Origin of the sequence: Streptomyces xylophagus (assembly GCF_000716435.1) — a bacterium.
Taxonomy (GTDB): domain Bacteria; phylum Actinomycetota; class Actinomycetes; order Streptomycetales; family Streptomycetaceae; genus Streptomyces; species Streptomyces xylophagus.
The window spans coordinates 81792-96879 of sequence record NZ_JNWO01000029.1 but is presented as its reverse complement, the minus strand read 5'-3'; the positions used below and the strand labels follow the sequence as shown (position 1 = coordinate 96879).

General features: G+C 70.1%; 13 protein-coding genes, 3 tRNA genes and 1 pseudogene. 9 read left to right on the top strand and 8 right to left on the bottom strand.

Going from position 1 to position 15088, the window contains the following annotated elements; genetic code table 11:
- The 3 genes and pseudogenes from OO70_RS42375 to OO70_RS42365 form a co-directional block, all read left to right on the top strand.
- Positions 1–498 (top strand): annotated as a pseudogene (locus OO70_RS42375) (hypothetical protein); the annotation flags it as partial.
- A gap of 199 nt (positions 499–697) precedes the next feature.
- Positions 698–2209 carry a N,N-dimethylformamidase beta subunit family domain-containing protein gene (locus OO70_RS42370; RefSeq protein WP_043684200.1) on the top strand — a complete coding sequence of 504 codons (1512 nt, stop codon included), beginning with the start codon at positions 698–700 and terminating at the stop codon, positions 2207–2209.
- Between the two features lie 82 nt (positions 2210–2291).
- Positions 2292–3191 (top strand): phosphoribosylaminoimidazolesuccinocarboxamide synthase, encoded by a 900-nt coding sequence (locus OO70_RS42365; protein ID WP_043684198.1) that lies wholly within the window; start codon positions 2292–2294, stop codon positions 3189–3191.
- A 45-nt stretch (positions 3192–3236) separates the two neighbouring features.
- Here OO70_RS42365 and OO70_RS42360 read toward each other — a convergent pair.
- From OO70_RS42360 to OO70_RS42325, 8 genes are all read right to left on the bottom strand, one after another.
- Positions 3237–3309, bottom strand: a tRNA-Gly gene (locus tag OO70_RS42360).
- Between the two features lie 23 nt (positions 3310–3332).
- Positions 3333–3950, bottom strand: a complete 618-nt coding sequence (locus OO70_RS42355; protein WP_043684196.1) for a response regulator transcription factor — start codon at positions 3948–3950, stop codon at positions 3333–3335.
- On the bottom strand, positions 3947–5317 hold the full coding sequence (locus OO70_RS42350) for a sensor histidine kinase (protein ID WP_043684230.1): 1371 nt from the start codon (positions 5315–5317) through the stop codon (positions 3947–3949). Before OO70_RS42350 ends, OO70_RS42355 begins: the two co-directional genes overlap by 4 nt.
- Before the next feature lie 29 nt (positions 5318–5346).
- Positions 5347–6123 (bottom strand): ABC transporter permease, encoded by a 777-nt coding sequence (locus tag OO70_RS42345; protein ID WP_043684194.1) that lies wholly within the window; start codon positions 6121–6123, stop codon positions 5347–5349.
- A complete protein-coding gene (locus OO70_RS42340) occupies positions 6120–7058 on the bottom strand; it encodes an ABC transporter ATP-binding protein (RefSeq protein WP_043684192.1) in 939 nt (312 codons plus the stop codon). Before OO70_RS42340 ends, OO70_RS42345 begins: the two co-directional genes overlap by 4 nt.
- Before the next feature lie 140 nt (positions 7059–7198).
- Positions 7199–7274, bottom strand: a tRNA-Gly gene (locus OO70_RS42335).
- Positions 7275–7354: 80 nt separating this feature from the next.
- A tRNA-Gly gene (locus tag OO70_RS42330) sits at positions 7355–7426 on the bottom strand.
- Between the two features lie 136 nt (positions 7427–7562).
- Positions 7563–7880: a histone-like nucleoid-structuring protein Lsr2 gene (locus OO70_RS42325; RefSeq protein WP_019073805.1), complete on the bottom strand. Its 318-nt coding sequence runs from the start codon at positions 7878–7880 to the stop codon at positions 7563–7565.
- 382 nt (positions 7881–8262) lie between these two features.
- On the opposite strand from OO70_RS42325, the gene purS reads away from it, so the two are divergent.
- The 6 genes from purS (at position 8263) to OO70_RS42295 (ending at position 15037) form a co-directional block, all read left to right on the top strand.
- On the top strand, positions 8263–8526 hold the full coding sequence (gene purS / locus OO70_RS42320) for a phosphoribosylformylglycinamidine synthase subunit PurS (protein ID WP_015659417.1): 264 nt from the start codon (positions 8263–8265) through the stop codon (positions 8524–8526).
- Positions 8523–9203 carry a phosphoribosylformylglycinamidine synthase subunit PurQ gene (gene purQ, locus OO70_RS42315; RefSeq protein ID WP_043684189.1) on the top strand — a complete coding sequence of 227 codons (681 nt, stop codon included), beginning with the start codon at positions 8523–8525 and terminating at the stop codon, positions 9201–9203. Before purS ends, purQ begins: the two co-directional genes overlap by 4 nt.
- The gene (gene purL, locus OO70_RS42310; protein WP_043684188.1) at positions 9200–11458 is read left to right on the top strand and encodes a phosphoribosylformylglycinamidine synthase subunit PurL; all 2259 of its coding nucleotides are present in this window, start codon (positions 9200–9202) and stop codon (positions 11456–11458) included. Before purQ ends, purL begins: the two co-directional genes overlap by 4 nt.
- 205 nt (positions 11459–11663) lie before the next feature.
- On the top strand, positions 11664–12956 hold the full coding sequence (locus tag OO70_RS53135) for a hypothetical protein (RefSeq protein WP_158711584.1): 1293 nt from the start codon (positions 11664–11666) through the stop codon (positions 12954–12956).
- Between the two features lie 120 nt (positions 12957–13076).
- Positions 13077–14198, top strand: a complete 1122-nt coding sequence (locus OO70_RS42300; protein ID WP_043684186.1) for a hypothetical protein — start codon at positions 13077–13079, stop codon at positions 14196–14198.
- A 41-nt stretch (positions 14199–14239) separates the two neighbouring features.
- A complete protein-coding gene (locus OO70_RS42295) occupies positions 14240–15037 on the top strand; it encodes a maleylpyruvate isomerase family mycothiol-dependent enzyme (protein WP_043684185.1) in 798 nt (265 codons plus the stop codon).
- Positions 15038–15088: the final 51 nt, after the last annotated feature.

Sequence of the window (15088 nt, the reverse complement as noted above, 5' to 3'; positions counted from 1 at the left end):
GCCCCGCCCAGCCCCACCCCTCACAACTCCACCCCCTCCCCGGAGCCCTACAAGGCGATGGCCGCGGACGACGACGAAGAACTCGGCGAAAGCGGCTCCCCCCACAGCGCGGCCCTCGCCGCAGGCCTCACCGCCGAGTTGGCGCGCGAGGAAGTGGCCACCCCGCCGATCAGCTCGGCCCCGCCGGGGCAGGGCCCCGACACCGCGCTCTGGGACGACGGCTCGCTGCCCCTCTTCCCGCTCCAACCACCCCGCACCGGACGGGAGTTGCTCGCCGATCACGTCACGGCGATGGTGTGCTGCGCCGCGATGGACACGGCCGGCGCGACCCCGGGGCTCGACTGGCTGGACGGTCCGACGCTGCTCGTCAACGGCGAGAGGGCGGCCGATCTCACCCCGAGGGTGCTCAGCCTCGTAGAGGACGGCGACCCGGCTCCGTTGCGGGCGTGGCTGATCGACCTGGGCATACGCCCCGAGAAGCCGGTCCGGCTCGTCTGAATCCGAGTCACCCGACCCCGAGATCCTGACGGAACCTGTGCTTCCACTTTCGGTCAATTAGCAACGACCAGTGACAGAGTGCGTGCTTAATGTGATGTGCTGGGGCCGATCCCGTACGCCGCCCTGTATCTGGCAAAGGCTTACGGCATACGACAGCTGAACGAAGGATCACCGCGGGGGCACGAGGGAGGGGACGACCATGGGGTCGGAGCAGATCCGCCGCTGGGAGTCGGGAGCGCTGGCGCACGCCGTCACGGACCCCTTCGGACAGGGCCCCGTCCCCTGGCTCCGGGGCAGCGAGACCTACTTCGACGACACCGGCCACGTCGTCCCCTGGTACGTCGACCCGACCCCGGCGCACACCCCCCGCAGCTCCGGCAGAAACGCCCCCAAGCTCCCCGCCCCGCGCGCGTCCGGGGGCGGCGGCCCCCGCTCCGCCGACGACGTCCGCCGCCAGATCAAGGGCTTCACCTCGGCCAGTGCGGTCGCCCCCGGCGAGGCACTCGACTTCCACGTCACGGTCGACCCGCCCCAGGAGTTCGGCGTAGACATCTACCGCATCGGCCACTACGGCGGTGACGGCGCCGCCAAGATCACCACCAGCCCCCGCCTCTCGGGCATCGTCCAGCCCCCACCGCTCACCGCCGACCGCACGGTGTCCTGCCACCACTGGTGGCTGTCCTGGCGGTTGCAGATCCCGACCTACTGGAGCATCGGCGCCTACGTCGCCGTCCTCACCACGGCCGACGGCTACCGCTCCCACATCCCCTTCACGGTCCGCGACAACCACCCCGCCGACCTGCTCCTCCTCCTGCCCGACATCACCTGGCAGGCCTACAACCTCTACCCGGAGGACGGTCACACCGGCGCGAGCCTCTACCACGCCTGGGATGCCGACGGCCGGCTGCTCGGCGAGTCCGAGGCCGCGACCACGGTCTCCTTCGACCGCCCGTACGCGGGCGCGGGCCTGCCCCTCCACGTGGGCCACGCCTACGACTTCATCCGCTGGGCCGAGCGCTACGGCTACGACCTCGCCTACGCCGACGCCCGCGACCTGCACTCGGGCCGCGTAGACCCCACCCGTTACCGGGGGTTGGTCTTCCCGGGCCACGACGAGTACTGGTCGACGCACATGCGCCGTACCGTCGAAGGCGCCCGCGAGCACGGCACCTCCCTCGTCTTCCTCTCCGCCAACACCATGTACTGGCAAGTGGAGTTGGGGCCCTCCCCGTCCGGCGTCCCGGACCGCCTGCTCACCTGCCGCAAGCGCCGGGGCCCGGGCCGCTCGGCGCTGTGGCGCGAAGTCGACCGCCCCGAGCAGCAGTTGGTCGGCATCCAGTACGCGGGCCGCGTGCCCGAGCCGCACCCTTTAATCGTCCGCAACGCCGACCACTGGCTGTGGGAGGCGACCGGCGCTGGCGAGGGCGACGGCATCGAGGGCCTGGTCGCGGGCGAGGCCGACCGGTACTTCCCGCGCACCCAGCTCCCCGAGCACGAGGAGCGCATCCTGCTCGCCCACTCCCCGTACGCGGACAGCGAGGGCGCCCTCCGACACCAGGAGACCTCCCTGTACCGGGCGCCGTCCGGCTCCCTCGTCTTCGCCTCCGGCACCTTCGCCTGGTCACCGGCCCTGGACCGCCCCGGCCACGTGGACGCCCGTGTCCAGCGCGCCACGGCCAACCTCCTGGACCGCATCTGCAAGCACGACTGACCTGCTCAGCCAGCCCCCCGTCCGGAGGCGGCCGCGCATACGGGACAATCGAGCCAGTTGGAGAGACCCACTGGAGGAACCCGTGTCCGGATTCGTAGAAAAGCCCGAGCCGCTCCAGGTTCCGGGCCTGACGCACCTCCACACCGGCAAGGTGCGCGAGCTGTATCAGAACGAGGCGGGCGACCTCGTGATGGTCGCCAGCGACCGCATGTCCGCGTACGACTGGGTGCTCCCCACGGAGATCCCCGACAAGGGCCGCGTCCTCACCCAGCTCTCGCTCTGGTGGTTCGACCAGCTCGCCGACCTGATCCCCAACCACGTCCTCGGCACCGAACTCCCGCCCGGCGCCCCCGCCGACTGGGCGGGCCGCACCCTCATCTGCAAGTCGCTCCAGATGGTCCCGGTGGAGTGCGTGGCCCGCGGCTACCTCACCGGCTCCGGTCTGCTCGAGTACAACGAGTCCCGCACGGTCTGCGGCCTCGCCCTCCCCGAGGGCCTGGTCGACGGCAGCGAACTCCCCGCGCCGATCTTCACCCCGGCCACCAAGGCGGCCGTAGGGGAGCACGACGAGAACGTGTCGTACGAGGAGGTCGCGCGTCAGGTCGGCGCCGACACCGCCGCGCAGCTGCGCCAGGCGACCCTCGCCGTCTACGGCCGGGCCCGGGACATCGCCCGTGACCGGGGCATCATCCTCGCGGACACCAAGTTCGAGTTCGGCTTCGACGGCGAGACGCTGATCGCGGCCGACGAGGTCCTCACCCCGGACTCGTCCCGCTTCTGGCCGGCCGAGACCTGGGAGCCGGGCCGCGCGCAGCCGTCGTACGACAAGCAGTTCGTGCGCGACTGGCTGACCGGCCCGGAGTCGGGCTGGGACCGCAAGAGCGAGCAGCCCCCGCCGCCGCTGCCGCAGCAGGTCGTGGACGCGACCCGCGCGAAGTACATCGAGGCGTACGAGCGTCTGACGGGCCTGAGCTGGAGTTAGTCGCACGAAAAGACCCCGGTCCAGTGGACCGGGGTCTTGTTCCCGAGCGGACGACCAGGTTCGAACTGGCGACCTCAACCTTGGCAAGGTTGCGCTCTACCAACTGAGCTACGTCCGCGCTGCGCCGTGGCGCGAGAGCAACTATACCCAACCTCGCTCGCGTGCGAGACGCACTGCCGTATGACGGTTCTCGGCACCGAGTTTCGAGACGGCGGAGGAGAGATAGTTCCGTACGGTGCCCTGGGACAGCGCGGCCCGTTCGGCGATCTCCGCGACCGGCGCCCCGTCGGCGGCCAGCTCCAGGACCTCGGCCTCGCGGGCGGTGAGCGGCGAGTCCCCGGCGGAGATCGCGTCGGCGGCCAACTCGGGGTCGATGTAACGGTTTCCGGCGTGCACCGTGCGGATGATCTCCGCGAGCCGCTGCGCGCTGACCGTCTTCGGCACGAACCCGCGCACACCCGCAGCGAGCGCCCGTTTCAGATGCCCGGGCCGGCCGTGCCCGGTCACGATCAGCACCCGGCAGCCGGGCAGTTCGGCCCGCAGCGATGTGGCGACCTTCACACCGTCCGCCCCCGGCATCTGAAGATCGAGCACCGCCACATCCGGCTCATGCGCCCTGGCCATCGCCAACGCCTCGGGCCCGGTCGCCGCCTCGGCCACCACCACGAGATCGTCCTCAAGCCCGAGCAGCGCGGCGAGCGCACCCCGGATGAGGTGCTCGTCGTCGGCGAGGAGGAGTCGTACGACGGGTGAGGTCATGACGTGACGCCCTCCGTCCCGGTCCTCGTCCCCGTCGCCGCGGGCAGCGGCACCGTGGCCACCACCCGGAACCGGTCGCCGTCCACAGCCCCCGCCTCCAACTCCCCGCCGACCGCGGTCAGCCGCTCCCGCAACCCCACGAGCCCCGCCCCGCCCTTGCCGCCGCCGTCGAAGCCTTCACCGGCGTCTCCGCCACCGCTACCGCCACGGCCGCCAGCGCCCGCACCGCCGAGGCCGCCCCCACCACCAGCACCACCGCCACCGCCGACGGAGTCACCGCCACCCCCCGCCCCCTCGGCCCCGTCGTTCTCCACGGTCAACACCACATGCCCCTCCACCACCCGCACCGCGACCGCGCACCGCCCCGCGTCCCCGTGCCGCAGCACATTGGTCGTCGCCTCCCGGACCACCCACCCGAGCGCCGACTGCACCTCGACCGGCAGCCCGGCCGCGTCCCCGGTGACCTCGCACTCGATCCCGGCCGCACTCAACACGCCCTGCGCACCGGCCAGTTCGAGCCGGAGATCGGCCTCGCGGTAGCCCCGTACGACATCGCGTACTTCCCGTTGCGACTCCCGCGCGATCCGCTGGACCTCGATCATCTGCTCCACGGCCTCGGTCCGCCCACGCCGCGCGAGCTGCACCGCGAGTTCGCTCTTCAGGGCGATCACCGACAGGTTGCGGCCCATCACGTCGTGCAGGTCGCGGCCGAAGCGAAGCCGTTCCTCGGCGACGGCGAGGCGGGCGCGGGTCTCGCGGGCCTCGTCGAGTTCGTAGACGGCGTCGAGGAGCCAGACGGAGAAGACGGAGGTGAAGGCGAGGCCGCCGCAGGTGACGAGGACGGCGAACGCGGTGCCGAGTGCGGCGGGGGCGGCCACGCCCAGCGGGAGCTGCACGAGCAACGCGCCGGCCACGCTCCCCGCCACGACCGAGAGGACGTGCCACCGGCCGCGGACCCCGAGCGTGAGCGTGCCGGCGCCGAAACTCAGCACCCCCACGAAGACCGTGTTCGCGGCGGCCGCCACATGCTCCCCGCCGGGGCCCCGCTCCGAGAGGACGACCGAGCCGACGGCGATCAGCACGGTGACCGCGCCGAGCGCCCCCAGCAGTCGTACGGGCTGCTCACGTCTGCCGCGGGTCCAGTCGAGGGCCTGGGAGGCGGTCCGGGAACAGAGCACGGCGTGCACGACCACGACCGCCGGCAGCCAGGCCGCGAGCCCGGTCCCGGCCTGGGCGAAGGCCGGCAGCCCGACGGCCGCGACCTCGACCACCGCGAAGAAGTGGAAGGACCACCGGGTGTACGTCTCGACCTTCCCGGGCGTGCTCTTCCGCCCCCACCAACCGGTCGAGACTCCCGACGTTCGCATTTCCTCGTGCTCCCCGTACCCCTCGTACCTCAGCGCCGCGGTTCCCAGCGGAACCACCGCCGTACAGCAAACACCGCGAGGACGGTCCAGGCCAGAGCGGTCAGGACGGCGCCGAGAGCGTCGTAGCCGGACAGGTCGCCGTTCCAGCCGCCGCCGACCAGCCGGATCACGGGGGAGAGGGGCAGGAACTGGCAGACGTCGGCGACCCGGTCGGACAGGAGCTGGAGCGGGACGATGATCCCGGATCCCATCATGGACACCAGCACCACCGGCAGCGCGGTCACCTGCGCGCTCTCCGCCGTCCTGGTCACACTCGCCGTGAGGGCGGCCAGCGCGGCGGACAGGAAGAGCCCGAACAGCAGCCCCAGGACGACGAGTTGGGGCATCTTCGGGGCCCCGGCGTCGAGGAGCACCACGCACGCCACGGCCAGCAGCAGCGACTGCACGAGCCCGAGGCACACCGCCGGGAGCGCGGTGCCGGCGAGGATCTCGGAGTCGCCGAGCTCCCCGGTGCGCAGCCGCTTGAGGACGAGTTCCTCCCGGCGCGCGACAAACGCGCTGACCAGGGACGAGTACACGGCGAAGAGCAGCGAGAACCCGATCGCGGCGGTGAGCATCACCGAGCCGACCGACAGTCCCTCCCCCTTCAGATCCATCTGGTCGACCGCCGGCCGCACGCTGAACGGCAGCGCCAGCGGCACGAACAGCGCCGTGACCACCGCATTCCGGTTCCGCCCGAGCAGGCTCAGCTCGGCCCGCCCCAGCGCCCGCAGCCGCCGTACCGGAGTAGTTGCCACGGCACTCATACCGCCACCTCCTGCTCCCGCGCGATCCCCAGGAACGCCTCCTCCAGCGAGGCCGACCGCACCTCCAGCCGCCCCAACTCGATCCGCGCCCGCTCGGCCCACACCAACAGCCCGGTGGCCGCCCGCTGCAACTCGTGCGTCTCCAGTCGTACGACTCCCCCGGCCACCTCGTGCCCGACGACCCCCAGCTCGCCGAGCGGCGGCAGGTCCCCCACGAAATAGCCCGAGGGCAGTTCGAAGGAGATCCGCGACGGCCGTCCCGCCGTGACCTCGGCCGGTGTCCCCGTGACCGCGATCCGCCCCTCGCTCAGGATCGCGAGCCGGTCGGCGAGCCCCTCGGCCTCCTCCAGATAGTGCGTGGTCAGCAGCACGGTGGTCCCGCCGTCCCGCAGCGCCCGCACCAACTCCCAGGTGTCCCGGCGCCCTTTGGCGTCAAGACCGGTCGTCGGCTCGTCGAGGAAGAGCACCTCGGGCTCACCGAGCAGCGCGAGCGCGAGGTCGAGCCGCCGCCGTTCACCCCCGGACAACTGCTTCACCCGTACGTCCGCCCGCCGGGCGAGTCCGACCAGCGCGAGCGCCTCCGCCTCGGGCCGCGCCCCGCTCGTGCAGCCGGCCCACATCCGCGCGGTCTCCGCGACGGTCAGCTCGGACGGAAACCCGCCCTCCTGCAACATCACCCCGGTCCGCGGCCGTACGGCGGCCCGCTCGGCGTAGGGATCGTGGCCGAGGACGCGCACCCGCCCGCCGGACGGCGCCGCGAGCCCTTCCAGCAGTTCGACCGTGGACGTCTTGCCCGCCCCATTGGTGCCCAGGAGCGCGAAGACCTCGCCGCGTCGCACGGAGAAGGTGATCCCCCGCACAGCCTCGAACCCGCCCCCGTACACACGGCGTAGGTCAGTGACCTCAATCACGTGTTCGTGTTCGTTGGTGTCCATGACTTCAGCGTCCCGGCGATCGGCGGCCGGGAGCAGTGCGCGCTGTCATCACTCGGCATGACAAATGTCAGACGGGGACGATCTGTTGATGCGGATCGGGCACAGCAAAAACCCCGGTCCACTGGACCGGGGTCTTTCGCTGGAGCGGACGACCAGGTTCGAACTGGCGACCTCAACCTTGGCAAGGTTGCGCTCTACCAACTGAGCTACGTCCGCAATGCATCCGATCGGCTCTCACCGGTCGGTGCGAGCACCAGCCTACCCGATCCACAACAGTGGTCCGGACGGCGATGCAGAGCGGGTGACAGGAATTGCACACTGCGCCTTCCCCCTGGAAGGGGGATGTTCTGCTACTGAACTACACCCGCGTGTACTCCGTGAGCTGGGCCTTTCGGCCTCGCCCCTCGGCGTGCTCCGAACTCTAGCTGACCAGGAGGGGTGCAGCGCAAGTCGGTTGTCCCGAGGGGCCGATGACCGGCCGTCGGCCCAGCTTCACGCGGACTTCTACTGCGCTGCGGCGAACGCCTCGTAGACCTTCTTGGGGATGCGTCCGCGCGCCGGCACGTCCATCTTGTTCGCCTGCGCCCAGGCCCGGACGGCTGCCGGGTCGGGGGCCACCTCGGTCTGGCGGTAGGCCTTGCCCGACCTCGACCGCTTGCGACCTGCGTCCACGTACGGCGCGAGCGCCTTACGCAGTTTCTTGGCATTGGCTTGATTCAGGTCGATCTCGTACGACTTGCCGTCGAGCCCGAAGGCGATCGTTTCCGCCGCTTCCGAGCCGTCGATGTCGTCAAAGAGAGTGACCACGACCTTCTGCGCCACGAATATCGGTCCCTTCGTGCGACACCTCCGACCGCACTATCCGCAGGGACGTACAGAGACGCCACGGAGGTGCGGAGATGTCGACTGTCCGCCTGTTATTGGGCAAAGTATCGGCTATTGCCAATTCATTTGTACAGTGCCCGGCAATGCAATGTGAAGCCCGACTAAATCTTCCCGCGTGTCTCCGCGCAATAGGGAACCGGCATCGATCCGGGATCTTTCCCTGAACTTTTCGTGAAGACCCCCGCCCGACACCGGATCGTGATGGTCATCACGTAGATTCCTACAACTCTACCCGCGTAGAAATTTTGTGCGGGTAGTCTGAAGACACCTGTCGAAGACCCGCAGGAACACGCTCAGCACCACAACACCGGGAGTGCCAGTGGCACGCGTCGTAGTCGACGTCATGCTCAAGCCGGAGATCCTCGACCCCCAGGGCCAGGCGGTCCAGCGTGCGCTGCCACGCCTGGGTTTCGAAGGCATCTCCGACGTACGTCAGGGAAAGCGATTCGAACTGGAAGTTGACGGCCCGGTCGACGAGGCCGCGCTCGCCCGCATCCACGATCTTGCGGAATCCTTCCTCGCCAACACGGTGATCGAGGACTTCACCGTCAAGGTGGAAGAAGTGGCGGAGGCCGCCAAGTGACCGCTCGTATTGGCGTCGTCACTTTCCCCGGCAGCCTCGACGACCGCGACACCCAGCGCGCGATCCGCCTCGCCGGCGCCGAACCGGTCGCCCTCTGGCACAAGGACAAGAACCTCCACCAGGTCGACGCGGTCGTCCTCCCGGGCGGTTTTTCCTACGGCGACTATCTGCGCGCGGGCGCCATCTCCCGTTTCTCGCCGGTGATGGAGACGGTCATCGAGCAGGCGAAGTCGGGACTCCCCGTCCTCGGCATCTGCAACGGCTTCCAGATCCTCACCGAGGCGCACCTCCTCCCCGGCGCGATGCTCGGCAACAACCACCTCCACTTCATCTGCCGTGACCAGAAACTGCGGGTGGAGAACGCGGACACCGCCTGGACCAGCGACTACGTGTCCGGCCAGGAGATCCACATCCCGCTGAAGAACATGGACGGCCGCTACGTCGCCGACGAGCACACGCTCGACGAGCTGGAGGCGGAGGGCCGCGTCGTCTTCCGCTACGTCGACGTGAACCCGAACGGCTCGCTGCGCGACATCGCGGGCATCACGAACGCCGCCGGGAACGTCGTGGGCCTCATGCCGCACCCCGAGCACGCCGTCGAGCCGCTCGTCGGGTCCGGCCGCACCGACGGCCTCCCCTTCTTCACCTCGATCCTCAAGAAGCTGGTCAACGCATGAGCCGGACGCCTCTGGACACGGTCGAGCACGCGGCCGAGACCCCCGACGTCGAGCTGCCCTGGGCCGAACTCGGCCTGAAGAAGGACGAGTACGAGCGGGTCGTGGAGATCCTCGGCCGCCGGCCCACCGGTGCCGAGCTCGCCATGTACTCGGTCATGTGGTCCGAGCACTGCAGCTACAAGTCCTCCAAGGTCCACCTCCGCCAGTTCGGCGAGAAGGCCCCGCAGTCCGACGCGCTGCTCGTGGGCATCGGCGAGAACGCGGGCGTGGTGGACGTCGGCCAGGGCTACGCGGTCACGTTCAAGGTCGAGTCCCACAATCACCCGTCGTACGTGGAGCCGTATCAGGGCGCGGCCACGGGCGTCGGCGGCATCGTCCGCGACATCATCGCGATGGGCGCCCGCCCGGTGGCGGTCGTCGACCCCCTGCGCTTCGGTGCGGCGGACCACCCGGACACCAAGCGCGTCCTCCCAGGCGTCGTCGCGGGCATCGGCGGCTACGGCAACTGCCTGGGCCTGCCGAACATCGGCGGCGAGGTCGTCTTCGACGCCTGCTACCAGGGCAACCCGCTGGTCAACGCGGGCGCCATCGGCGTCATGCGGCACGAGGACATCCACCTCGCGAAGGCCTCCGGCGCGGGCAACAAGGTCATCCTCTACGGCGCCCGCACGGGCGGCGACGGCATCGGCGGCGCGTCCATCCTCGCCTCCGAGACCTTCGACGACGCGAAGCCGTCGAAGCGTCCGGCGGTCCAGGTGGGCGACCCCTTCCAGGAGAAGCTCCTCATCGAGTGCACGCTCGAGGCCTTCGCCGAGAAGCTGGTCGTCGGCATCCAGGACCTGGGTGCGGCCGGACTGTCGTGCGCCACAAGCGAGTTGGCGTCCAACGGCTCCGGCGGCATGACGGTCACCCTGGACGACGTCCCCCTCCGTGACTCCACGCTCTCGCCCGAGGAAATCCTCATGAGCGAGTCGCAGGAGCGGATGTGCGCGGTCGTCGAACCGTCGAAGGTCGACCGCTTCCTGGAGATCTGCGAGAAGTGGGACGTCATCGCCACGGTCATCGGTGAGGTGACCGACGGCGATCGCCTGGAGATCTTCTGGCACGGCGGCAAGATCGTGGACGTCGACCCGCGCACGGTCGCGCACGACGGCCCGGTCTACGAGCGCCCGTACGCCCGCCCCGAGTGGCAGGACGCGCTCCAGGCGGACGACGCCAACAAGCTTGCCCGGCCCGGGACTTCGGAGGAGCTGAAGTCCCAGGTCCTGGCGCTGGTGTCGTCGCCGAACCAGGCGTCCAAGAAGTGGATCACGTCTCAGTACGACCACTTCGTGCAGGGCAACACGGTGCTGGCGCAGCCCGAGGACTCGGGCATGATCCGCATCGACGAGGAGACCGGCCTCGGGGTCGCCATCGCGACGGACGGCAACGGCCGGTACGCGAAGCTGGACCCGTACGCGGGCGCGCAGTTGGCGCTCTCGGAGGCCTACCGCAACGTGGCGACGACGGGCGCGAAGCCGCTCGCCGTCTCCGACTGCCTGAACTTCGGTTCGCCCGAAGACCCGGCGGTGATGTGGCAGTTCGCGGAGGCGATCCGTGGACTGGCGGACGCCTGCCAGCAGTTGGGCACGCCGGTGACGGGCGGCAATGTCTCCCTCTACAACCAGACGGGCGAGGTCGCCATCCACCCGACCCCGGTCGTCGCGGTGTTGGGCGTCATCGACGATGTCGCGCGGCGCACGCCGGTGGCGTTCCAGGAGGAAGGCCAGCTGATCTACCTCCTCGGTGACACACGCGAGGAGTTCGGTGGCTCGGCCTGGTCCCAGGTCGTCCACGACCACCTCGGCGGCCTGCCCCCGAAGGTCGACCTGGAGCGCGAGCGCCTGCTGGCCGAGATCCTGATCTCCGCCTCCCGCGACGGCATGATCGACTCCGCGCACGACCTGTCCGACGGCGGTCTGATCCAAGCGGTAGTGGAATCGGCCCTGTTGGGCGAGAAGGGCGCACGCCTGATCGTCCCGGACGGTCTGGACGCGTTCACGTTCCTCTTCTCGGAGTCGGCGGGCCGCGCGGTCGTGGCGATCCCTCGCTCGGAGGAACTGCGCTTCAACGACATGTGCGGGGCGCGGGGTCTGCCGGCCACGCGCATCGGTGTCGTCGACGGTGAATCGGTCGAGATCCAGGGCGAGTTCGCACTCTCCCTGGAGGAACTGCGCGAGGCGCACGAGGGGACGATCCCGGCGCTGCTGGCGTAGACCGTCGTAGGAACGCATGCATGTGAAGGCCCTGTCCGGGATCCGGGCAGGGCCTTCGCTTGTGCTAACTTCGGCGATTCGTGGGCGAGGAACGGGGGAGCGGGAACGTGGAAGTACCGGTGGGAATGCGCGAGTTCGGCGGCGGCCGGAGGTGCGCGTGAGTTTCGACAGTGAACACACGCCTGATTCCTCCGAGCGTGCCCGGGTGCCCTTTCCGCGTTCCCGCTGGCTGACTCCGGACCGAGGGAGCCGTCGGCGCAACGCCGTCAACCAACTCGTGGCTGTGGCAGCGGTGTTCGGGGTCGGTGCGGGTGGCTGGGGGCTGTGGCTGGAGACGAGGGACCAATTCGACCGGTCCGCCAGCCGGGACCGGATCGCGAAGGCCTGCGCCGGGCTCGTCGACCCCGACCAGGTGCTGGACCTCGACGGCGGTACGACGAGGGTGCGGGCGGGCAGCGAGGACAACGACTCGATGGGCGGCCTCGGTACGGCCTCGATGCCCGCGCGGTGTGAGATCTACCGGGTCGGGAAGCCGGGCACCACGTACAACCACTTCCTGCTCTCGGTCTGGTCGAACCCGAGCGACGACTTCGCGCAGTTGGTGAGCGGGTGGGACGACCCGTTCGGGATATTGGGCGGGGCGCCGGACGCCGACGTCACACGGGAGGCCGAGCAGACGGGGGCGTACCCGATCGGTGACGGGCGGCTGGGTGTGTACTACGGCAACGCCGCCGTCGTGAAGGCCAAGTGCACCGACAAGTCCGGCGGGACGACCTCCATCAACACCATGACCGTGGCCAAGTACTTCGAGGACGCCCCGGTCACGGACGCCGACCGCAGAACGCTTGCCGGGCTGGCCCGCACCGCGGCCGTACGGGCGGCCAAGAAGCTGGGCTGCAAGGCCGCGCTGCCCGCACTTCCTGCCGAACTTCCCACGCCCAGCGCGAAGTTGGTGAGCGCGAAGTCGGCCGGCGGAACGTGCGGCTGGTACGCCGGATACATCGCGGCGAAGGGTCGTTGGCGTCTTCCCGACCGCGCCCTGGCCACCCCTGCCGCCGCCCACGCGCAGGAGGAGAGCTGCCTGCTCGGGGTGAGCAGCAAGGAGGTGCGCAGGATGTGGCCCGACCTCGGCAAGGACGAAGTCGGCGGCGACAGCCTCGACGACGTGATCCGGCTCGCGCCCTTCTGGCTGCGGACCGAGTCCTACTTCGGCGACGAGGCACGCGAGGTCGCGACGGACCACTTCGGCAGGGAACACACGTCGTTGAGCCCCGGCACCGCGGGCCACGACGGCGAGGAGGACGTGTGGTGGGCCTCCTCCACCTGCGCCGGACAGCCGGCCGTCCACACGCTGAGCATCGACTATCCGTACGACAAGGTCGTCCAGAAGCGACTCCAGGCCCTCTTCAAGGCGTACGTCACGGATGTCGCCGCCCGCCGCGACTGCGCCGACCTGAAGTTCCCGGCCGCGGCCATGTTCCAGCTGTCCAAGGCCTAGCTGTCTGTTATGCGCTCCGCTCGCCGCGGTCGAGGCCGTCGATCAACATCTGCCCCATGACTACGCCCCAACTGGCCCCGGAATCCGCCTGGTTCAAGCTGCCGATGGCAGAATGCCGGGGTGGAGTCGATCTTGCGTGCCGCCGGCAAACTGTTGGATGTCGAGTTGTCCGGCCCGGTCGACCTGGGCGGCAGCTCGCGCAGCACCGTGTTGCGTTGCGAGACGGCCGGTGGCGGCACCGTGATCGTCAAGGCGTTCGGCAACGAGCCGGAGTCCCTGCGCGGCTTCACGGCTGAGGCCGCCGGGCTGTCTCTCGGGATCGCCGGTCCCGAGGTGCTGGGTGTGGACCCCGAGGTTCCCCTGCTGGTCATGGCGGATCTCGGAAACGCGCCTACCCTGGCGGACGTTCTGCTCGGGAGCGATCCGACGGCCGCGGAGAGCGGGTTGCTGGCCTGGGCCCGCGGGCTCGGGCAACTGGCCGCCGCGTCGGTGCACCGGCGTGCCGATCTCGCGCGGCTGTGGTCCCGGTACGACAAGGGCATGCGGTCCTGGGGGGACGAGCCGTGGATCGCGCAGAGGGCCACTGATCTGCTCGCGCTGCTCGACGGCGCCGGAATCGCCGTTCCGCCGGGCCTTGCAGGGGAGTTGGCCCGGATCGGGACAGCGGGTGGGGAGGAGTATCCGGCCTTCACCCCGGGTGACACCTGTCCCGACAACAACCTGCTCACCTCACAGGGGCTGCGGCTGATCGACTTCGAAGCGGCCGGCTACCAGTCGGTGTTCCTGACGGCCGCGTACTGCCGGATGCCGTTCTCCACCTGCTGGTGCGTCTTCACCCTGCCGGCCGGGATCGCCGCGGAGATCGAGCAGGCGTACCGCGCGGAGGTCGTCGGTGTGTACCCGGCGCTGGCCGAGGACGAGGTGTGGCAGACCGGCATGCGGCAGGCCATAGCGGTCTGGACGGTGGACGCGACGGTGAGGATGCTGCCCCGCACAGCGGAGGACGAGCCGCTGCACCGGACTCGGCGGCCGGTCCCGACGAGGCGCCAAGTGCTGCGGCATCGCTGGGAGACGGCGAGCACGCTGGAGGAGTTCCCGGCGCTCGCGAAGACCATGCGGTTGTTGTTGCGTGAGGTCGCCGGAGGCTGGGAGGTGGCCCCGCTGCCGGGGTATCCGGCTTTCGGGAACCGAGGCGCGAGTCGGCCGTTTCGGACACCGGCCGAGGTGACGACTTCCGGCTGACGGTACGTCGGTGCGGCAACGCCAGGATTAGGCTCACCGCCATGCCCCCGGCCAAGAAGCGCGCGCGTACCTACGACCCCGTCAAGACCCGCACCGCGGTCCTCGCCCAGTTCGAGAACGTACGCCAGGCCGTGGGGACGCTCACCTCCGAGCAACTCGCGCTGCCCACCCGGCTCGGGGAGTGGACCGTACGTGAGCTGATCGCACACATCGGCATGGCGGTCACCGCAGTCCACCGCGCCCTGGACCACCCGGCCCCGCCCGCGCAGAACGCCGTAATCCTCGACTGGCCCTTCGCCACCGCGGCCAACTCCTCGGCCATCGCGGACTTCACCCACACCCTCGCCACACAACACCCCGACCTCGACACCTACCTCGCCGACATCGAGCAGACCCTCACCGAGCACCTCGACACCCACCCCGGCACCCGACTCCTCGAAACCAACGCCGGCGCCATGCCCCTCGCCGACTACCTGGTCACCCGCACCGTCGAACTCGTCGTTCACACCGACGACCTGAACGCCGCCGTCCCCGGCCTCGACATCTCCTACGACCGCCAGGCCCTCGCCGCCTGCACCCGGCTGCTGGCCGACGCGCTGGCCGTGAAGGCGCCCGGCGGCTCGACCGAGGTGCGCATCCCGCCGTATGCCGTCGTGCAGTGCGTCGAAGGACCCCGGCACACCCGCGGCACCCCGCCCAACGTCGTCGAGACCGACCCCCTGACCTGGCTCCGGCTCGCGACCGGGCGGACGTCGTGGAAGGACGCCGTAGAAGAGGCGAAGGTCAGTGCGAGTGGCGAGCGGGCGGATCTGAGCGGGCTGCTGCCGATCATGGGGTGAGCCGAAGAAGCGGCGAGGGAACCTGTCCCGCGCCCCTCCCGTCCCACCCCC

What these genes read in the sequence shown, in the direction of transcription:
- OO70_RS42350 (WP_043684230.1), bottom strand. Translation starts at nt 5,317, where the DNA reads ATGCGAACGTCGGGAGTCTCGACCGGTTGGTGGGGGCGGAAGAGCACG.
- OO70_RS42295 (WP_043684185.1), top strand. Translation starts at nt 14,240, where the DNA reads ATGCCCCCGGCCAAGAAGCGCGCGCGTACCTACGACCCCGTCAAGACC.
- OO70_RS42340 (WP_043684192.1), bottom strand. Translation starts at nt 7,058, where the DNA reads ATGGACACCAACGAACACGAACACGTGATTGAGGTCACTGACCTACGC.
- OO70_RS42355 (WP_043684196.1), bottom strand. Translation starts at nt 3,950, where the DNA reads ATGACCTCACCCGTCGTACGACTCCTCCTCGCCGACGACGAGCACCTC.
- OO70_RS42370 (WP_043684200.1), top strand. Translation starts at nt 698, where the DNA reads ATGGGGTCGGAGCAGATCCGCCGCTGGGAGTCGGGAGCGCTGGCGCAC.
- OO70_RS42345 (WP_043684194.1), bottom strand. Translation starts at nt 6,123, where the DNA reads ATGAGTGCCGTGGCAACTACTCCGGTACGGCGGCTGCGGGCGCTGGGG.
- purL (WP_043684188.1), top strand. Translation starts at nt 9,200, where the DNA reads ATGAGCCGGACGCCTCTGGACACGGTCGAGCACGCGGCCGAGACCCCC.